The following is a 19,955-nucleotide window of genomic DNA, read 5'->3' on the forward strand; positions in this document are numbered from 1 at the left end:
TCTAGCCTTTTTTCTTTTGGTACGGAACTATTTCAAACCTTCACGTTTTTTTAGCGTTTCTCCGGCCCCTGCAACCCATTCATAAGAACCGCAACAGGCTTTGAGCGCCGCCCTTATCCGGGCCACCGTTCCCGGAAAACCGGGCTCCAGACACAACATTACCGCACCCGTCCAGGGGTCCCGGCACGATTCGGGCAGGCGGGGTTGCCCCTGCCCCAGACAGACCCGTAGATGGACCGTCGCTTTCGCAACAAAAGATGTCCGCAGGATTCCTACCCCCCGGACCTCGATCAGCCCCGCAAGTCGCGCCGGGGCCGAAGCCACCGCGCCTTCCAGCAGCACACGATCATCCGCCACGAGGTCAAATCCTGCATCCATCAGCCGCAGAGCCAGTTCCGATTTCCCCGCGCCCGATGGCCCTGAAATCAGGACAGCTGCCCCGTTCCACGCCACACAACTTGCATGGACCGAACCTTCAGGCAGGGATGTCGGGACAGACATGACGGATTGCGACCTCCTCAGGAGCAGACTAAGACCTTGGGCCGGACAGGGGCATGACGGCCCCCTGACATGGATCAGGACTCAGAACCACCATGGGCACATCCTTCCCCTCCCCGACCGTCACCGTACATGGAGACGAGGTTACCTGCACGGATTTCAGCGGTTTCAGCCCGGATGGGGACCGCCCCGGACGGCTGACGGATGAATGTCAGGCAGCACTGTCGGCCATTTCTCTGGCGCTGGCCGATCATGGCCTCACGCTGAACCATACCCGACATGTCGCGGCCATGATCCGCGAGGGACAGACGTTCAACCAGTGTCAGACAGCCCTGAACGAGGCTCTGGGCGCAGCAAAACCGGCCCTGACCTTGCGGATCGTGCAGCGTTTCCCCCTACCCGAACAGCGCATCGCTCTCAGCCTGACAGCCACACCTCACGGATAGTGAACAAATACGCCACTTCATGGCGGATTTTATGATTTTGCCGAAATAATTCATTTTCAGCCTGCTGAAGATCGAATTTTTCTGACTGAAAATAAAAACTGGCACGCTTCCTGCATTGAAGATTTCCAGACGCAATCAGCGTCGGAACCGACTTCAGGAATGTCGTGCCATGACCCGTTTTTCCACTCTGCTGCTCTGCGCTCTCTCCACCGCCAGCCTCGCCCTGCCGCTTCAGGCCGCCCATGCCGCTCCCAGCGGGATCGGGACGACCAGCACGGAAATCGACCTCTCGTCGCTGGATCTCAGGACTACGCGCGACTGGACCATCGCCAACCAGAAAATTACCCAGGCGTCCCACGCCGTTTGCCAGAAGCTCATTCAGGACAACTGGCTGGTGGACAGCGATGGCGCCGACTGCGAGCAGGACGCGATCTCCCGCGCTCATGAGGATCTTTACGTCCTGCGGGACCAGCAGCGCGCGCGCCACCAGACCGGCCATGTGCTCCTCGCTCTTTCCTCCGGAAAGTGACGGCCATGTCCCGGCCCGCTTTTGCGGCCCTGATTCTGGCGCTGCCTGTTGCGGCAGCCCTTATTCCGGGCGCGATCGCGGGTCTGTTCCCGGAGGCCGCCATTACGGTGCAGGGAACAGGCCGGATGGCAGCGTCAGGACGCGCGGGGGAGCCGCACCACGAAACAGGCACCCCTGATCGCGCCGGACGCATCCATCCGGTTCTCGGCGAACAGGTTGCCGCGCAGGGCGTGAATGATCTGCCGGCTGATCGCGAGCCCGAGGCCGGAATGCTGGCCGAAGTTCTCGGTCTGGGGGCGTTCTGAATAGAAGCGGTCGAAAATGCTTTCCAGCTTGCCGGGCGGAATCCCGGGGCCCTGATCGGTGATGGTGATTTCCACCACACTCCCCGTTCCCGGCCCGCTGCCTGCGATGTCGCGCGCACTGGCATGGAGCGCGATGATACCCTTCGGCGGCGAGAACGAGACGGCATTGCCAATCAGGTTCCGCAGCACCTGCACCAGACGATCCTCCACGGCCAGCGCCTTGAGCGGCGGGTCCTGATCGCGGACGTCCAGACGCAGCACGGGATCGTTTTCCCGGCGGGTGGTCTGGTGCATTTCCGCAAGAATGGCGAGGAGGGCGACGACCGAAACGGGTTCAGGGCGCACGCGGGAGAGTTCGGCATCAATCCGGCTGGCGTCGGAAATGTCAGTAATCAGACGGTCCAGCCGTTTGACGTCGCTGTTGATGATCCCCATCAGCCGGTCACGACGCTCGGCGATCTGGATGCGCGGCAGCGTCTCGACGGCGGAGCGAATCGAGGAAAGCGGGTTCTTGATTTCGTGGCTGACATCGGCGGCAAAGCGTTCGATATCGTCCATCCGCGCCCAGAGCGCGAGCGCACTGCCCCGAAGCGAGCGGGCCAGAACGCCGATCTCGTCCCGACGGACCAGAAGCCGTTCAGGCACCAGATCCTTGCGCCCATCCGCCTCGCGCATGTCGTTGGACGCCCGCGCCAGCGTCAGCAGCGGACGGGCGATCGTGAGCGACAGATACCACGACAGCAGCACCGTCACGACAAGCGCCGCCAGAACCAGCGACAGGATCGAGGACCGGACGGCAAACAGCGTGCGGTCCACTTCCGGCGCGTGGCGGGTCAGCTGGATTTCGCCCACCGTCACACCATCACGGACAACCGGCTCCACCACTGTCACGACAAGCTGATGGTCCTTGGTGCGCCGGATGAAGGGTGGCAGTTCAGCCTGCGACTGGAGCGGCCGGGCATCATGCGGACCGTCCATGGCGGTATCGTTGGTGTCGAGCGTGACTTCCTCGCTGGAGGTCAGCGGCAGGAGCGACAGCAGCCAGTCGTAGAAACTTTCCAGAATATTGTTGCGCGGCGGCTGCCACGGCGTACCGTCGGCAAGATCGGGGAGCGCATGGTCCTGTTTGCGGCGCGATGCCGTGCGGCTGTCCACGACCAGCTTGCCGTCCGGATCGAACAGCAGGGCGTGAGCATTCGGACTCGGCTCGGTCAAGCTGGCCAGAAGCGGGCGGGCCTGCGCGACATCCAGCTCCAGATTACCCCCGGGCGCGGGGTGGCCCGGCCCATGCGCGTTCACCCTGACAGCGGACTGGCCAAGCGCGCCAGCATAGATATGCGCCTGTTCGCGCAGGGCGTTGACGTCGGTTTCCAGCAGGCCGTTCTGGAACTGGTCCAGAAACAGCAGCGTGACGGCCAGAAGGGCGAGCGGCAGGGCGTTAAGCAGCAGAATTCGCACCAGAAGCGGAGACGCCAGACGCCGCCGCGATAGCGAGATTTCCGAAGCCCGGGGCGGGCGCAGGCGCTTCAGGATCTTTGCGCCGATCCTCCGCAAAGACTCGCCCAGGCCCGCGCGCAGACCAGCCCGGGCCGATTCGGCACGCCGCCGGTCCCGGCCCTGTTCCAGCCGTTCGGCATCGAGAATATGGCCTGTCGGAAAAGCCTCCGAATCATCATCCACGCGCGCTTACTCGTCCCGGTAGCGGTAGCCGATGCCGTAGAGCGTCTCGATCTGGTTGAACTCGTCGTCCACCTGCCGGAACTTCTTGCGCACGCGCTTGATATGGCTGTCGATCGTGCGGTCATCGACATAGATGTTGTCGCCATAGGCGGCATCAATGAGCTGATCGCGCGACTTCACCATCCCCGGACGCAGAGCCAGAGCCTTGACCAGCAGGAACTCCGTGACCGTGAGTGCAATGTCCTGCCCGTCCCACAGGCACTGATGGCGCGTCTCGTCCAGCGAGAGCTTGCCCCGCACGATGGCGGAGCCGACGGCTGCCACACCCGTGGCCTCGGCCCGGCTGGCATCCTGACGACGCAGCAAAGCGCGGATACGCTCAATCAGCAGACGCTGGGAGAAGGGCTTGGTGATGTAATCATCGGCCCCCAGACGCAGGCCCATGAGCTGGTCCAGCTCCTCGTCCTTGGACGTCAGGAAAATGACCGGCAGGTTCGAGCGCGAGCGCAGGCGCTGGAGCAGTTCCATGCCGTCCATGCGCGGCATCTTCACGTCCAGAACGGCGAGGCTGACCGGGCGCGACGTGATGCCCTGCAACGCGCTTTCGCCATCGGTGTAGGTGTGGACGGTAAATCCTTCGGCTTCGAGCGTCATCTGAACCGACGCGAGAATGTTCCGGTCATCGTCCACCAGCGCGATAATCGGCGCGGCGGAAGCTCCGGGCGGCGTCTGCGAGGCAGGCGCGGGCGGCGCGTAGGGGGTTCGGGGCGTCTCCATAAGGGGTCCGTCTGCTGAGAACTGTTGCGGCTTTTTACCTATAACCCATGATCCATGATGGCGGAAAATAGGCTTTTCAATGACATGATGCGTCGTTATGCGACGGCGCAACCCTTGTCTTTAGGACAATCAGCGTTATCTCCTGAAGAAGAACGGGGCCGCATGATGGCCCGTCCCACCAAAGAAGGTCGTGACATGACAGACCACAACGCCTCGCCGGAAACGGCCCATGACGTGCCTGAACAGGGCGTCGAGACCTCCGGTCACGAGACACCGGGCATGAACGAAACCGGCGGTGAAACGCTGGAAGAGACGACTCCCGAAGCCCGCATCGAGGCTCTTGAAGCCGAGGTTGCGGAACTCAAGGACCGCTGGGTTCGGTCCGAAGCCGAAAGCCAGAACATCCGCGCCCGCGCCAAACGCGATATCGAGGATGCCCGCCAGTACGCCATCCAGAAATTCGCCCGCGATGTGGTGGAAGCCGCTGACAATCTTGAGCGCGGTCTGGCCTCCCTACCCGCCAAGACGGAAGGCGAAGACGTCCTCATCACGAAGCTGCGTGAGGGAATCGAAGGCACGCAGCGCTCGTTCCTCGGCATTCTCGAACGCAACGGCATCACCTGCGAAGACCCGACCGGCAAGCCGTTCGACGCCAACCTGCATCAGGCGATGGCGGAACAGCCATCCGACCAGCATCCGTCTGGCCATGTCATGCAGGCCTGGACGCCGGCATGGCTGCTCAAGGGCCGCCTGCTGAAGCCCGCCATGGTCGTGGTCGCCAAGGGCGAACCGGCTGCGGCACCGCAGGGCGTCGACACCACGGCCTAATTGTCCACAGGGGCGATTTTCTTTGCGGAACGGCAGCCGGGAACGGTTGGCGTTCCGCAACACCCTGCTAAAGTCGGCTCATGAGTCGCATACTTGTCATAAAACTCGGCGCGCTGGGCGATTTCGTTCAGGCTTTCGGCGCTTTCGCGTCCATCCGGGCCGCCTTCCCCCACGCCACGCTGACCCTTCTGACGACCGCGCCTTTCGTGGATCTGGCCCGCGCCGCGCCGTGGTTCGACGAGATCCTGACGGATGACCGCCCGTCGATGCGGAATCTGCCGGGGCTGTGGCACCTGTCGCGAAAACTGCGCGGCTATGACCGGGTGTTCGACCTTCAGACCTCCGGTCGCTCCAAAACCTATTTCCGCCTCGCAGGACAGCCCGCAAACTGGTCCGGCATTTCCGATGGTTGCTGCCATCCGCACGGCAATCCGTCGCGCAACGCCATGCACACCCTTGCTCGGCTGGACGATCAGCTCCATGACGCCGGGGTCACGCCCCTGCCGCGCAGTGTTCCGCGCTGGCTTCAGGGCCATGGACCGGAGATTGCTACCCCCTATGCTGTTCTGGTGCCGGGCGCAGCCCCTCACCGCCCTCAGAAACGCTGGCCCAGCGCCCGCTTCGCCGAAATCGCAAAATCCCTTGCCGCGAAGGGCATCCGTCCGGTCATCGTGGGAACCCGGACCGAAGCGCCTCTGGCTCAGGACATCCTGCATGTCTGCCCAGCGGCCCTCGACCTGACGGGCCAGACCACGATGGTTGAACTCGCGGGCGTGCTCGACCGTGCCTCCCTCGTGATCGGCAACGACACCGGCCCGATGCATCTGGCGGCCGCGATGGACACACCCTGCCTCACGCTGTTTGGCCCCGACAGCGATCCGCGCCTGACGGCCCCCCTCACCCTCACGTCCGGCAGAACAGAGCTGATCGTGGTGCCCGATCTGGCGATGTTGCCCGTGGAACGGGTCGAGACCTGCATGAACGCCCTGTTGTCCCGATGACCCGAATCCGCTGCGTCATGATGCAGAAGAACGAGGCGACCCTGCTGGAGCCTTGGATTCTGTGGCACGCGGCGATTTTCGGCTTTCCCAGCCTGACCGTAATCGACAATGGGTCGACCGATCCCGCCGTTCTGGAGATCCAGCGCCGGTATGAAGAAAAAGGCGTGCGGATCGTCCGGGATCATGCATTGCCAAGTGATTTCCTGCACAAGGGCGAGGTCATCGCGAGCATCATCCGCCAGTGGGATGCAGAAGAGCCCTACGATTTTGCCGTCCCGCTGGATTGCGACGAGTTCCTGACGGTTTTTCTGGACCAGCTTTCGCTCGATCCTGACGTTATCCGCCGACAGTTCGACTATCTGGAGCAGGAAAACGCGACCTTCATTACCGAACGCCTACTGCTGAACGTGCCAGAGGCGCCGGATTATTACCTGCCCCAGATCGTCCGGCGCAGTCTGTTCAAAGCACGAACGATCGTCAGTCTGGACCGCGGCTTCCACAATCCCCAAAGCCTTTATCCTGAGCGCTATGTCCGTACGCCTTTCGTGCATCTCCATCTGCACAACCGCCCCGATTATGAAGATATCCGCCGCTTTGCGCGCCAGAAACTGACTGCCACAGACACAGGCGAAGCACTGGAACACCCTGCGGACGGGACACATCTTCACTTCTATTTCCGTACGGACGCCGAGGCTTTTTCTGCCGGTTACCGGCCTGTTCCGAATATCTATGCACCCCAGATCGCGCAGCGCTTCCGCGATCTGGGCGTCGATCCGGACATCCTGCTGGGCACGGGAGAGAGCGTTCCGCACCCTCCACTCAGCATCCCGTCCGGCTTTGTGGCCCATCGGGCACGGAACGACGGGCAGCAGCACGAATATCGGGTGTTCGATCCGCTATACTATGCCCGGAGCAATCCGGACGTGACGCAGGACGCCTATTACGGGATCTGGCCCCTCCTCCATTATGTCACGCTCGGATGGGACGAAGGGCGGCAGTCCGATCCCGATGATGCGCCGCCTCTGGTGATCCAGACGGACAAAGCGACCTGAAAACGGTTCGACTGTTCGTCTGGGGGTTGCGGCGGGACGGGGATTGAGGCCATTTACCCGTTCATTTTTCGGCAGAGCGATCTGCCGGTCCCACTCGCACAGGAGCGATCTCCATGCCCGCCATCACACTCCCCGACGGAAGCGTCCGCACATTCGACGGGACGGTGACGGGCACGACGATCGCCGCCTCCATCGGACCAGGCCTCGCCAAGGCCGCCATGGCGATGGAAGTAGACGGCAAGCCCGTCGATATCAGCACCGAAATCAGCAGCGACGCGTCCGTCAAGTTCGTCACCCGCAAGGATGAGGACGCGCTGGAAATGATCCGCCATGACGCGGCGCATGTTCTGGCTGAAGCCGTGCAGTCCCTGTGGCCTGAAACGCAGGTCACGATCGGGCCGAGCATCAAGGACGGGTTCTATTACGATTTCTCCCGCGAGAAGCCGTTTACCCCAGAGGACTTCCCGGCCATCGAAGAAAAGATGCGCGAGATCGTGGCGGCCAACACGCCGTTCGTCCGCGAGGTCTGGGACCGTGACGAGGCCATCCGCTTCTTTGAAGAGAAGGGCGAGGACTTCAAGGCCCAGCTGATTCAGGACCTGCCGGAAGACGAGCAGATCTCGATCTACCGTCAGGGCGAATGGCTCGACCTGTGCCGTGGCCCGCATCTGCGCACCACCGGCGATGTCGGCACGGCGTTCAAGCTGATGCGCGTGGCCGGGGCCTACTGGCGCGGCGACCACCGCAACCCCATGCTGACCCGCATCTACGGCACCGCCTGGCGCGACAAGAAGGAGCTGGACGCCCATCTCCTGCGCCTTGAGGAAGCCGAAAAGCGCGACCATCGCCGCATCGGCCGCGAGATGGACCTCTTCCATATTCAGGAAGAAGCCGTCGGACAGATCTTCTGGCACCGCAAGGGTTGGCGTCTCTACACGGTCCTTCAGGACTACATGCGCCGTGCGCAGGAGCGGAACAACTACGAAGAAGTCCGCACTCCGCAGCTCGTGGACCGTGCACTCTGGGAGGCTTCGGGCCACTGGGACAAGTATCGCGAGAACATGTTCATCGCGAGCGTCGAGGACGAAGACAAAACCCTCGCGCTGAAGCCCATGAACTGCCCGTGCCACGTGCAGATCTTCCGCCACGGCCTGCGTTCCTATCGTGAACTGCCGCTGCGGATGGCCGAATTCGGCGCGTGTCACCGTTACGAACCGTCGGGCGCGCTGCATGGCATCATGCGCGTGCGCGGCTTCACGCAGGACGATGCCCATATCTTCTGCACGGACGACCAGATCGCGGACGAAACCGCCAAGTTCGTGGCAATGCTGGCCGAGGTTTACACCGACCTCGGATTCGAGAGCTTCCGCGTGAAATTCTCGGACCGTCCGGAAACGCGGGCGGGTTCGGACGAGGTCTGGGATCGGGCGGAAGGCGCGCTCAAGAAAGCCTGCGAAATCGCGGGCGTCGAGTACGAATACAATCCGGGCGAAGGCGCGTTCTACGGCCCGAAGCTGGAATTCGTGCTGACGGACGCCATCGGCCGTGACTGGCAGTGCGGTACGCTTCAGGTGGACTATGTCCTGCCGGAACGTCTGGACGCCTCTTATATCGGCGAGGACAGCAACCGTCATCGTCCGGTTATGCTGCACCGCGCGATTCTCGGCAGTTTCGAGCGCTTCATCGGCATCCTGATCGAGCAGTATGCCGGCAAGTTCCCACTCTGGCTGGCACCGACGCAGGTTGTCGTAGCGTCCATCGTCTCCGATGCCGGCGATTATGCCAACGAAGTCGCCGCGACGCTGAAGGCAGCGGGACTCCAGGTCGAAACCGACATCCGCAGCGACAAGATCAACGCCAAGATCCGCGAACACAGCCTTGCGCGCGTTCCGGTCATTCTGGTCGTTGGTCGTCGCGAAGCCGAGGAACGCAAGGTCGCCATGCGGCGTCTGGGGGGCGCGACGCAGGAAATCCTGTCGCTCGACGAAGCCGTTGCGGCTCTCGCGAAAGAGGCTCAGGCCCCTGACATCGCGCGTGCGACAAAGGATTGAACGTAATCCCCTTGCACCGCGCGTAAGGCAGGACTATGTGCAGAAGGAACGGGATCGGAAATGGCCGTATCCCGCCTTTCTGCGTGAAGGCGGATACAGGCTGCCGGACCCGAACGAAACTGATGACAGGAGCTGACCATAGCTAGACCGCCGATGCAGGCCGCGCCCACCCGTGAAGGACCGCGCGTCAACGAGGAAATCCGTGTTCCGCAGGTTCGTCTGATTGACGAAGAAGGCGAAATGCAGGGCATCATGACGACCCGGGATGCCATGATGCGCGCTTTTTCGGTGGGTCTCGATCTGCTGGAAATCAGCCCGACCGCTGTTCCTCCTGTCGTGAAGATTCTCGACTACGGCAAGTTCAAGTATGAGCAGCAGAAGAAGAAGAACGAAGCCCGCAAGAAGCAGAAGGTCGTTGAGATCAAGGAAGTGAAGGTTCGTCCGGGTACGGGCGAGCATGACTTCCAGACGAAGCTCAAGGCCATTCACAGCTTTCTTGACGAAGGCGACAAGGTCAAGATTTCCCTGCGCTTCAAGGGTCGCGAAATGGCCCATCAGGAGCTCGGCATCAAGATGCTTGAGCGTATCCGGCAGGAAGTCGAGGAAAAGGCGAAGGTGGAGCAGATGCCCCGCCTTGAAAACCGCCAGATGCTGATGGTGATCGCTCCCCGCTAAGGGAGAGGTCATCCAGAGACTGAAAAACCGGCCTCTCCTGAAAAGGAGACGGCCGGTTTTTTTTTATGCCCTGCGTCTTAAGCCGCTTCGGCCGCGAGATTCGTCCGATACAGCGCGACGAACTGCCGCAACAGACCCGCAATTTCGGCCACGGGGGTCTCCCAGTCTCCTGAACGTGGCTGACGAAAAATTCGCATACTGGGATACCACGGCGTCGTGGACGCGGTTTCGCCCCAGCGCCAGCAGGCGTCACTCCGCGAAATCATCCAGACCGGCAAACCGAGTCCACCCGCCAGATGCACCATGGACGTATCGACGCTGATCAGCAGATCCACACCATACAGCCGGGCCGCAGTATCGGCGAAATCCACAATCCCGTCCGTGACGTCAATCACGGGCAGTCCGGTTTCAGCAATCTGGTTTTTCGCAGCACCAAGCTGAAAACTGACGAACCGGATTCCCTCCACACCCATCAGAGGGGCAAGTTTCTCCAAAGACACACTTCGGCGGCGATCCACCTGCGTGGCGACGGAATCATGAGGGCGCGGATCACCATTCCAGACCAGCCCAACGATCAGCTCGGGCTGGTCTGGCGCCTGCGCCACGCTCTGCCGCAGCGCACCACCAATGCGTTCCTGTTCTTCAGCAGGCACGGACAGATACGGACAGTCTGGAGCCGTGTCTGGTGTCAGACCCAGACGCATCGGCAGACCGACCAGCGGACAATGCAGATCCAGAGGCAATGATGATTCAAGAACCGAGATGACCCTGTCAATGCCGTCCATCCGCTCCAGAAGCCGAACCAGCGTAGGCGGAACCTGCACTATGGTCGTCGCTCCAAGCGCCTTGAGCAGGGGCACGAAACGGATGAACTGAAGCGTATCGCCATAGCCCTGTTCGTGATGGATCAGGATGGTTTTGCCTGTCAGATCCTCTCCTTCCCAATGCGGGACGGAAAGATCCGTGCGCGGCGTCTGGCTGCACCGCCAGCGCCATTCATATTCCCGCCATCCAGCCTCGAAATTTCCGATTTTCAGAAGACTGACGGCCCGTCCGAAACGACAGACGCCGTTTTCCGGCGCCAGAGCAATGGCGCGATCATAATGGGGAAGCGACTCTTCACTCCGGCCAAGGCACTGGAGCGCGTGAGCAATATTATTGATGGCCGGAACATGATCCGGGCAAAGGGAATCGCCAGTTATGGCGTTCTCCAGAGCCTCATCGAACACGCCTTTACGAGCCTGAACCAGACTCAGATCGACGTAATAAGGCGCTTCGGACGGTTTTTGCTGAATGGCGACCTTCAGAGCCCGCTCCGCCCCATCCAGATCGCCCCCTTCCAGACAGACAATTCCCAGACGGTGCCAGATCCGCGGGACATTGACGTCCAGATGCAGGCTCTGGAGATAGAAGCGCCGCGCCTGCTGCCAGTCCTTGAGGCGTTCATACAGACATCCCGCCAGAAATGCGGAATGCGGTTCCTCAGGGAGGGTCTGAACGCCCTCGTTCAGCTTTTCGAATGCAGCAGATACGTCGCCCGCATCGGCCAGAGCGAGAATATCCTGTGCCAGCACACAGAAAGAATTGGGCATGAGGGCTCCTTTTTTTCCGTGGTAGCGAAAGCGCCCTAAGAAACCCTTAAAATCCTTCTCTTTTGCGCCCTGACAAATGCCCTACCGGCAGACAAGCCATTACTGCGACAGCTCTGCCTGTACGAAGACATTCACACGAACAGTCTGTTCATCAGGGCTGCGCTGCGGGGGAGCGGAATCGGCCATGCGGGCCGCCATGAGCATGACGGGGCGCGGACCCGGCTCCTGCGAGGAAATACGGATTTCACTCAGACGCACAAGGTGCAGACCGAGCGTCTGTGCGCTCTGCTCCGCCTGGTCGCGGACCTGTTTGAGGGCCGCCGTCCGGGCATCTTTGAGAAGCTGTTCGCGGGTGGCATCGTCCAAGGACCAGTCCATCCCCTCCAGCATCAGGGACTGCGACTGGAGCTGTCCGGCCAGAGCGAGAAGCTGCACGGAATCCTTGCCGCTTAACTCAAGCTCCTGTTGGGCCGTCCAGCTTTTCGGCGCGTGCTCGGGCGTGTTCTCGTAAATGGAGTATCCCCCCGCCTTTGCTTCGATTCCTGCCTGACCACCCGCGAGTTTGAGGGCCGCAGCCATCCGGGTGTTTACGTCCTTCTGCGCCGTCGCGGCAGACGGGCTGTCGGCACGGACGGACAGGCGGATCGTCAGTTCCGTTGGCGCGGCATGAGCGGTGCCGGTCACGTTGAAATCAAGCTGGGTTGTAGCTTGGGTTGTCGTCTGGGGCATGTCAGCGGCCTGTGCTGTGGAGAACATCCCGGAAAGGGGAAGCGGAGACACGGCCAGAGCGGCCACCAGAAGCGGGGCTGGCCGGATCAGGGAGGAAAGACGGGTCATCGGATCTCCTGAAGACAGGTATCGTGTGGAACGCCCCGAAAAGGCAGCAAAGCACGTCAGCGCGGCTCGATCAGCGCGGCTCCGGAGCATGTTTCAGCAGGACCAACGCCCGACGCAGGCGTTCGATCCCTGCCCGGACATGCCCCTGTGTGCACAGCAGGTTTCCCTGCGCACGCAAATGACGCGCATCTTCCATCATCCCCAGCGCAATCGCACCGGAAGGAGCGGCCAGTTCTGCATCCACGCTTTTACGCAGCCGCGCGCAGTATTCTGCCGTTTCGGACGTGACCGAAATCGCATCGTCTGACCGCCCGGACGGCTGGTGCTGCGCCGGATGCAGAACCGGCGACGCGGCCAGACAGCCGAGCAGACAGAAAGCCGGGAGGATCACCGGCGAAGGGAGGGAAAGGCGCATTCAGGACTGTCTAACCCATTCCAGCTAAGCGCAGAGTGGGGCTGGCATGAAACTTCCGTCATCCAGCTTTCAAAGCAGGCGCCACAACCGGCAGAAACAACGTCGCGGAAAGACCCTGATCCCCGTTTTTCAGTTCAAGCGCACCGCCATGCAGGCTCATGACAGCCTGTACGAGCGACAGGCCAAGCCCGGCCCCCGGCGTATTGCGAGCCGCTTCGGCACGGAAAAAGCGCTCGGAAGCGCGGCCAAGATCGTCCTCGCTCATTCCCGGCCCCTGATCCGCAACGGTAATGGCCAGCCGATCATCCCGCATGTCCACCGACAGGGTAATGGCCGTGTCGGGCGGTGCGAACTTGATGGCGTTGTCCAGCAGATTGGCGACGGCCTGTTGCAGCAGATGCGGGTCGCCATTCACGGGCCGCACGGTCCCGGCCCTGCAGACAAGTCGTAATCCGGCATCTTCGACGGACGCCTCATAAAGCTCGCTCAGCCCTTCCAGAAGGGAGCGCACATCCAGAATCGTGAAAGCCGCCCGTCTCGCCCCCGCCTCAAGCTGTGCGATTCGCAGCAGAGCCTCGAAAATCGATGTCACCCTGTCGAGATCCATAACCGCGCGATCAATCGCGGCATGAAGTTCCTCGGCAGAGGTGGCGGTACGATTGGCGTCTTCAAGTCGGGCACGGGCGCGGGCGATGGGGGTTCGCAAGTCATGAGCAATGGCGTTGGAAACCTGTTTGACGCCGTCCATCAGACGGTTGATCCGCTCCAGCATGGTGTTGACGGTCTGCGCCACCAGATCGGTCTCGTTACCGGTCAGAGGTATACGCTGGCTCAGATCGCCCTGCGCCACCGCCGCCGTCGTGCGCGCGATGGAGCGGACGACCTGCCGGAAGATCCTGCGGATCGCCAGCGCCCCGCCTGCCGCCAGAAGCGACACCATGACCCAGGCCCAGATCAGCGTATCGGTCAGAACGTGCCGGACGAGCGGACGCCCACGGACATCGCGCCCCACGATCATCCTGAAGCCCTGCGTCAGGGCATAGGCGTGCATCTTGGCATTGGTGCGAAAGCCGTCGCGCTTGATGGCCAGCTCATAAAACTGGTCCATCTGGCTGATGACAACCGGCCATCCGGGCAGATTTCCGGCATATTTACGCCCGTCTGGGCCGACCAGAAGATACAGCTCGTCATCATCGACGTTCTGGTCCAGCCGGTCCTGAATGGCGAGGCTGAGCGCGGGCGGTCCACCCTGTGCCCAGCGATGGGAGAGATCAGTCGCATCGACCTGCACCGCCAGTTCCACCTGACGGTCCAGCTGGCCGGTCGTGTTCCACCAGATGAAGGACAGGAACGCCCCGGCCGAAATCACGAACACCAGTCCATAGGCCAGAGCAAAGTTCAGCCCGGCCGAACGGACCGGCCAGCGCAGGCGCCGTTTCAGGAGCAGCCAGAAACAGCGGACCTTACGCAGGAGCATTCCCAATCAGTCCGCCCGCAGGATGTAGCCCGCATTGCGGATCGTGTGGATCATGGGCTTGTCGAACGGCTTGTCCACCTTCTGGCGCAGGCGCGAGACATGTACGTCGATCACGTTGGTCTGCGGATCGAAATGATAGTCCCAGACGCGCTCGAGCAACATGGTGCGGGTCACGACCTGTCCAGCATGGCGGATCAGAAACTCCAGAAGACGGAACTCGCGTGGCTGAAGGTCGATCTTCTCGCCGCCGCGCTTGACGGTCCGCGACAGCAGATCCATCTCCAGATCCCCCACGACCAGCCGCGTCTGCGGCGCACTTTCGGGGCGGCCACGACGGCCCAGCGCCTCAACACGGGCCAAAAGTTCGGAGAAGGCAAAGGGTTTGGTCATGTAGTCGTCGCCGCCGGCCTTGAGGCCCGCAACGCGCTCGTCCACATCCGCCAGCGCTGACAGCAGCAGGACCGGCGTTGCATTCTTCTGACCACGCAGCGTTTCAAGAATCCGCAATCCGTCGATGCCACCCGGCAGCATCCGGTCCAGAATTACGACGTCATAGTTCTCGCTGACCGCCAGAAACAGGCCGTCCTTGCCGTTATCCGCCTCGTCAACGACATGCCCGGCTTCCCGAAGCCCCTTGAGCACGAAAGCACGGACCGTCGGATCATCCTCGACCAGCAGGATACGCATCGTTGTCTCTTTCCCTTCCGAACGCAGTCTCGCCGTTCCTTACAGGAAAGAATACCGGCTTGAAGGGCGCCGTCAAACGCCGTTGTTACAGAACAGACTGCCTAGCGGGGAATTGCGTTGTCAAACGCATCCTGCTGCGCGTCTCGCAGGGACGAGGCGCTGATCGGGCCCCATGAGAATGGGGAAGCCTCCGAAAGCCCGTCGCGATAACCGCTCTGCCCCCGCGACGGCGGCACGGCACTGCACCCGGCAAGCCCGGCCATCAGGACCAGAGCCCAAAGACTGACTGAACTGCGGGATGGCTCAGTCATCCGCATCCTGCGGACGCGGACCGATATGGATGGGCAGCGTCAAAGACTGTTTGCCGCGCCGGATGCGAAAACTCAGAACCACGCCCGGACGCGCCGCCGCGATACTGCGCAGAAGCATCCGCGCGCTGGTGACGGGAACATTGTCTACCTGCGTCACGATATCTCCGCGCCGCAGACCGCCCTTCTGGGCCGGGCCACCATTATCGACACCGGCAATCCCAATCGCCGTGTCGCCATCATCGAGCGTGATGCCAAGCCAGCCATGTTCGGCATGGCCTGTCGCCTCGATTTCCGCGACGATGGGGGCCACGATTTCGGATGGAATGCCGAAGCCGATCCCCACAGACCCGCCCGCAGGCGTCACGATGGCGGCATTCACGGCCACGACCTGCCCGCGCATGTTGAAGGCCGGACCGCCCGAATTTCCCGGATTGATCGGGGCATCAAGCTGAATGAAGTCATCGAGCGACCCAATCCCCAGATCCCGCCCGACCGCCGAGACAATTCCCGCCGTGACGGACGATCCAAACCCGAACGGATTGCCCGCGACGAGAATCCAGTCCCCGATATCGGTCTGCTGGCTGTCGCCCCAGGTGACATGCGGAAGCGGCTCGGGACTATCGACCTTGATGACGGCAATATCCGTCAGCGGATCGGCCCCCAGCAGACGCGCCGGCATTTCATGCCCGTTGGACAGAGAGACCACGACCTTGTCCGCCCCACCCACGACGTGGCGGTTGGTCACGATGATCCCGGACGGATCAACGATAAAGCCCGACCCTGCGCCGACCATTTCTTCCTGCTGACGCTTCATGCGGTCCCGGTAGCGCTTTTCCAGCGGGGTGCCACGGATCTGGGGTGGGATATGGTCGTGTCCGTCGGGGCTGTTTTGGGTGATGGCGATGTTAACCACGGCCGGGATCACCTGCCGCACCAGCGGTGCAAAACTTAAAGGACCATATTTGACCAGAAGCGGCGGCAGGGCGGGGGCCGGAGCAGGGACGACGGCGGGCTGTGTCGGGATGCCATGCGCGTCCGTGTTTTCCCCCGCAACGGTGCGGTCGGGAATGATGGTCGGAAGCAGTTTCGGCGCGGGGGCCGGCATGGCCGCTGGCTTCTGCGGCTGTTCCACGGGATGTGCAACGCTCTGCGGGCTGTTGCCATGACCGCGCAGAGCCAGCATCAGCCCCACCGTCACCACAGTGGCCGTTCCGGCACCGATCGCAGCAGCCTGCAGGGTGCGGTTCATGGGAAACAGGACAGGAACATCGTCATACCGAATCTGCTAACACAGAATTGTTCCACATCCCAAGATCCTGACGATTCAGCGCCCCTGCTGGGATTTCGAACGCGGTTTCGGCGGCTCTGCCGTCGCGGGGTCTTCGGGCCAGGCATGGCGGGGATAACGGCCCCGCATGTCCCGGCGCATATCGGCCCAGCTTCCCTTCCAGAAGCCTTCCAGATCCGCCGTGATCGCCTGCGGACGCCCGGCTGGGGACAGCAGCGCGCATTGCAGGGCAAGCTGCCCATCCGCGAGTTCCGGCGTCCGGGCCGTGCCATAAAAGGCCTGCGCGCGGGCGGAAACCGTAGGAACCGCGCCGGTATAGTCGATATCGTGCGTGCTGGCCTTCAGGGTCAGACGTGGCGGGAGCTTGCGGTCCAGCGCGGACAGATCGGCATAGTCCAGTCGCGCACGCAGGATGGACAGCAGGTCCAGCGCCCTGACCTGCGCGAGCCGGTCACAGCCTGCAAGATACGGCTCCAGCCACTCCAGAGACACCGCCAGACCGCCGTCGGACAGGTCCGGCAGATGCGGCGCATAGGTCGCGCGGGCATGGGCCACGCGGGCCTGAAACTGACGCCCAGCCTCCGTCCATGTCAGGGCCTGTGCCGGAGTCGCGGCGATCTGCTGCATCAGCAGGCTCTGCGCTTCCTCGGGGCTGATCTCGCCGTTGCGGTCACGCAGGACCAACGCCCCCAGACGGAGCCTGCGACGGGCGATGATGCGGCCCGAGGTGCCGTCCAGTGTTGTTTCAACCTGCTCGCGGGTCCGGTCCAGAAGGGTCTGAGGCAGGTTTTCAGCGTCCAACGAGGCTGCGAGCGTGATTTCCGTTGAGGTCCGTGTATGGAACGCTGCCCCGGCCAGCAATTTTTCGCGCGCCAGCGGATCATTGGCCGAAACGCGGGCACTTCCCCCGCCTGCCAGACGGAAACGCCCAAGCTCGCCTGCTGCCTGCGCCACACGATCCGGAAACCCCGCCGCCAGCAGCGCGCCCGCATGATCCGGTAAGGGAGTAAGCGGCACGTCCCGCTCTCCCATCCGACGCAGGAAGCGTTTGGCGGACTGACGCATATGGAACAGGCTGGCCCGGTCCGCGCGCGGGTCGTCACGCTCGAACAGGGCGAAGCGTACGCGGATATCGGCTCCCGGCACAGGGCCAGAAGGGCGGTTCGGGCGTGGACGGAGCGGGTCGCGCTCTTCCAGCAGAGCCGCCAGACAGGCTGCTGTCACGCGCTCCGGCAAGGTCCGGGCCGCGCACAGCATCGCGGCCAGACGCGGATGCGTGCCGAGGGACGCCATGCGTTTGCCAAGCGCCGTAATGCGGTTGGCGTCATCCAGCGCGCCAAGTTCCCGCAGGAGTTCGCGCCCGCCCGCCAGAACGCCGGAAGGGGGCGTGTCCAACAGCGGCAGGCTGTCCGGAGCTGTTCCCATGACTTCCTGCCAGGCGGCGGTGATGAGTGCGAAATCCGTCAGATCAGCCACGAGAATTTCCGACGCGTCCTGGGGGCGCAGGCTGCGCTGCGTCATCTCCGACCACAGGCGGATGGCGATACCCGGAGACTGCCGCCCCGCACGGCCTGCGCGCTGGGTGGCAGTGGCGCGGGAAATCTTCAGCGTTTCCAGCCGCGACAGGCCCGTATTCGGGTCAAGCCGCGGGGCCCGGCGCAGACCGCCATCCACGACAATCCGCACACCGGAGACAGTGACGGACGTCTCGGCAATGGACGTGGCCAACACAACGCGGCGCGTGTCTGACGGTGCGATGGCGCGATCCTGATCCTCGGTCGTCTGTTCGCCATGCAGCGGGAAAACGGGGACTGTGCCGTCCAGCAGCGCCTGCGTGCGGCGGATTTCACCAACACCGGGCAGAAAGGCGAGAATATCGCCGTCTTCTTCCGCAAGAGCCTGACGGATCGCGCGGGCACAGGCTTCGGGCAGGTCCCGCATGTGGGGAATGTCGCGGGTATGGCGGATGTCGATGGGGAACTGACGGCCTTCGCTCTCGATCAGCGGGGCGTTCATCAGCGTCGTGAACGCGCGACCATCCGGCGTGGCCGACATGGCCAGAATCCGCAGATCCGGCCGCATTTCGCGCTGCATGTCCAGACAGAACGCCAGCGCCGCATCCAGATCGAGCGAGCGTTCATGCACTTCATCGAACAGCACCGCACCCACACCCTCCAGCAGCGGATCAGTCAGCAGACGGCGCAGGAGCAGACCCTCGGTCACGACTTCGATGCGCGTTCTGGCAGACATGGCGGAATCGGTCCGCGTGCGGAACCCCACGAGGCCGCCCGGCTTCTCGCCCAGCGACGATGCCATGCGCGAGGCCGCGCCCCGAACCGCCACCCGGCGCGGCTCCACGAGGATCAGGCGCTGCGTGCCGAGCCACGGTGCATCCAGAAGGGCGAGCGGCGTCAGCGTCGTCTTGCCCGCACCCGGAGGCGCGACGAGAACGGCGTTGGGCTGCGTCTGCAACGTCGCCAGAAGCTCCGGCAGAATCGCCGTGACGGGAAGTTCGGGAGGAAGAATGAAGGTCAGAACGCAGCCCCCGCACCGGCAACACCAGCCAGCAGTTTAAAAGTTTTTGGTGAAGCTTTTTTCAAAAAGCTTCAACGCTCTCCGCCTTTTTGAAAAAAGGCGGAACCCAAAAACTTCTCTCTGTATTTTTTACCGCAACGGGAAGCCAAGTTTGTGCAGCACCGTGCGCATGACGTGCCGTCCGCTCAGGCCCTTGAAGCTGTCCACACGTTTGGCGACCGTTTCCGACCAGGCGCGCGACGTCAGGCCCTGTTCTTTCTGGTAGTCGTCCGCGATCCGGTCATAGGCCGCGATGCCTGCGGGTTCGTTTTCAGTGCTGTAGCGCTCGCGATGCAGGACCACGTCCTGACCCAGACGCGGTTTGTGGCCGTTCTGGGCTGCGGGATCGGGTTGCCCGACACACAGCCCCACAACCGCAACAGACCGCGGCGGCAGGGACAGGAGGCGTGCCACTTCTTCGGGATGGTTCCGCAGGCCGCCGATATAGACCGTGCCCAGCCCAAGGGATTCGAACGCGGTCACGGCATTCTGGGCAGCAATACCGGTATCGAGCGTCGCCATGAGGAAGATTTCTTCATAGTCGAGCGCCTCGTGTCCCGTCCCTGCCCGCTCCGCGATCCGCTCCAGCCGGGACAGATCCACGATCCATGCGAGAAACAGAGGCGCAACTTCGATATGCTTCTGGCCGCCACACAGTTCGGCGAGTCTGGCCCGCGTCTCCGGGTTTTCGACGGCTACGACGGACCAGACCTGAAGATTGCTGGAGGTCGCAGCCGAGGACGCCGCCGCAATCCCGGCCTCCAGCGTGCCTTCAGGCAGGGCATCCGGCAGATAGGCCCGGACCGAATGGTGCGACAGCAGCAGGTCGAGCACCGCATTGTCCGGCAGGGTTTCCGGCGGCGGCGTGCGGTACCGTGTCTGCCACAGTGCGGAAATCCGTTCGGAAGAGGTGCCCGACATATCGTGTCCCT

At 62.7% G+C, this 19,955-nt stretch carries 19 protein-coding genes; 7 read left to right on the forward strand and 12 right to left on the reverse strand.

Annotated elements, in window-relative coordinates:
* Positions 1-27: 27 nt before the first annotated feature.
* On the reverse strand, positions 28-501 hold the full coding sequence (locus HKD28_RS03905; RefSeq protein WP_194267021.1) for an HPr kinase/phosphorylase: 474 nt from the start codon (positions 499-501) through the stop codon (positions 28-30).
* A gap of 92 nt (positions 502-593) precedes the next feature.
* On the opposite strand from HKD28_RS03905, the gene HKD28_RS03910 reads away from it, so the two are divergent.
* A complete protein-coding gene (locus tag HKD28_RS03910) occupies positions 594-944 on the forward strand; it encodes a RidA family protein (RefSeq protein ID WP_194261175.1) in 351 nt (116 codons plus the stop codon).
* Positions 945-1,113: 169 nt separating this feature from the next.
* Positions 1,114-1,473: a UrcA family protein gene (locus HKD28_RS03915; protein WP_194267024.1), complete on the forward strand. Its 360-nt coding sequence runs from the start codon at positions 1,114-1,116 to the stop codon at positions 1,471-1,473.
* Positions 1,474-1,607: 134 nt separating this feature from the next.
* Here the strand turns inward: HKD28_RS03915 and HKD28_RS03920 are convergent, their stop codons facing one another.
* Together HKD28_RS03920 and HKD28_RS03925 are read right to left on the reverse strand one after the other, a co-directional pair.
* The gene (locus HKD28_RS03920; protein ID WP_194267027.1) at positions 1,608-3,458 is read right to left on the reverse strand and encodes a stimulus-sensing domain-containing protein; all 1,851 of its coding nucleotides are present in this window, start codon (positions 3,456-3,458) and stop codon (positions 1,608-1,610) included.
* 6 nt (positions 3,459-3,464) lie between these two features.
* Entirely contained in the window at positions 3,465-4,235 is a 771-nt protein-coding gene (locus HKD28_RS03925; protein WP_062031216.1) for a response regulator transcription factor, read from the reverse strand.
* Positions 4,236-4,397: 162 nt separating this feature from the next.
* Here HKD28_RS03925 and HKD28_RS03930 point away from each other — a divergent pair, with 162 nt between their 5' ends.
* The 5 genes from HKD28_RS03930 to infC all read left to right on the forward strand — a co-directional run bounded on the left by HKD28_RS03930 (position 4,398) and on the right by infC (position 9,842).
* A complete protein-coding gene (locus tag HKD28_RS03930) occupies positions 4,398-5,063 on the forward strand; it encodes a nucleotide exchange factor GrpE (protein ID WP_194261172.1) in 666 nt (221 codons plus the stop codon).
* Between the two features lie 80 nt (positions 5,064-5,143).
* Entirely contained in the window at positions 5,144-6,064 is a 921-nt protein-coding gene (locus HKD28_RS03935; RefSeq protein WP_194267029.1) for a glycosyltransferase family 9 protein, read from the forward strand.
* A complete protein-coding gene (locus tag HKD28_RS03940) occupies positions 6,061-7,116 on the forward strand; it encodes a glycosyltransferase family 2 protein (RefSeq protein WP_194267031.1) in 1,056 nt (351 codons plus the stop codon). The genes HKD28_RS03935 and HKD28_RS03940 overlap by 4 nt, the downstream gene beginning before the upstream one ends.
* A 113-nt stretch (positions 7,117-7,229) precedes the next feature.
* On the forward strand, positions 7,230-9,167 hold the full coding sequence (gene thrS / locus HKD28_RS03945; protein WP_194261169.1) for a threonine--tRNA ligase: 1,938 nt from the start codon (positions 7,230-7,232) through the stop codon (positions 9,165-9,167).
* Positions 9,168-9,320: 153 nt separating this feature from the next.
* Positions 9,321-9,842: a translation initiation factor IF-3 gene (gene infC, locus HKD28_RS03950; protein ID WP_194253940.1), complete on the forward strand. Its 522-nt coding sequence runs from the start codon at positions 9,321-9,323 to the stop codon at positions 9,840-9,842.
* Between the two features lie 77 nt (positions 9,843-9,919).
* On the opposite strand, the gene HKD28_RS03955 is transcribed toward infC, so the two are convergent.
* The 9 genes from HKD28_RS03955 to HKD28_RS03995 form a co-directional block, all read right to left on the reverse strand.
* Complete coding sequence (locus HKD28_RS03955; protein ID WP_194267032.1) at positions 9,920-11,434, reverse strand: tetratricopeptide repeat protein; 1,515 nt, start codon at positions 11,432-11,434, stop codon at positions 9,920-9,922.
* A 99-nt stretch (positions 11,435-11,533) separates the two neighbouring features.
* A complete protein-coding gene (locus HKD28_RS03960) occupies positions 11,534-12,271 on the reverse strand; it encodes an SIMPL domain-containing protein (RefSeq protein WP_194267033.1) in 738 nt (245 codons plus the stop codon).
* 70 nt (positions 12,272-12,341) lie between these two features.
* Positions 12,342-12,686 carry a hypothetical protein gene (locus HKD28_RS03965; protein WP_194261166.1) on the reverse strand — a complete coding sequence of 115 codons (345 nt, stop codon included), beginning with the start codon at positions 12,684-12,686 and terminating at the stop codon, positions 12,342-12,344.
* Between the two features lie 58 nt (positions 12,687-12,744).
* A complete protein-coding gene (locus HKD28_RS03970; protein ID WP_194267034.1) occupies positions 12,745-14,163 on the reverse strand; it encodes a sensor histidine kinase in 1,419 nt (472 codons plus the stop codon).
* A 6-nt stretch (positions 14,164-14,169) separates the two neighbouring features.
* Positions 14,170-14,850, reverse strand: coding sequence for a winged helix-turn-helix domain-containing protein (locus HKD28_RS03975; protein WP_011252400.1), 681 nt, complete (start codon positions 14,848-14,850; stop codon positions 14,170-14,172).
* Between the two features lie 101 nt (positions 14,851-14,951).
* Positions 14,952-15,161 carry a hypothetical protein gene (locus HKD28_RS03980; protein ID WP_194267035.1) on the reverse strand — a complete coding sequence of 70 codons (210 nt, stop codon included), beginning with the start codon at positions 15,159-15,161 and terminating at the stop codon, positions 14,952-14,954.
* Positions 15,154-16,410, reverse strand: a complete 1,257-nt coding sequence (locus HKD28_RS03985) for a S1C family serine protease (protein WP_194267037.1) — start codon at positions 16,408-16,410, stop codon at positions 15,154-15,156. Before HKD28_RS03985 ends, HKD28_RS03980 begins: the two co-directional genes overlap by 8 nt.
* 75 nt (positions 16,411-16,485) lie before the next feature.
* Positions 16,486-18,984 carry an ATP-dependent helicase HrpB gene (gene hrpB, locus HKD28_RS03990; RefSeq protein WP_194267456.1) on the reverse strand — a complete coding sequence of 833 codons (2,499 nt, stop codon included), beginning with the start codon at positions 18,982-18,984 and terminating at the stop codon, positions 16,486-16,488.
* Between the two features lie 129 nt (positions 18,985-19,113).
* The gene (locus HKD28_RS03995; protein ID WP_194267039.1) at positions 19,114-19,944 is read right to left on the reverse strand and encodes an NADPH-dependent oxidoreductase; all 831 of its coding nucleotides are present in this window, start codon (positions 19,942-19,944) and stop codon (positions 19,114-19,116) included.
* Positions 19,945-19,955: the final 11 nt, after the last annotated feature.

Origin of the sequence: Gluconobacter cadivus, from assembly GCF_015244745.1 — a bacterium.
Classification (GTDB): domain Bacteria; phylum Pseudomonadota; class Alphaproteobacteria; order Acetobacterales; family Acetobacteraceae; genus Gluconobacter; species Gluconobacter cadivus.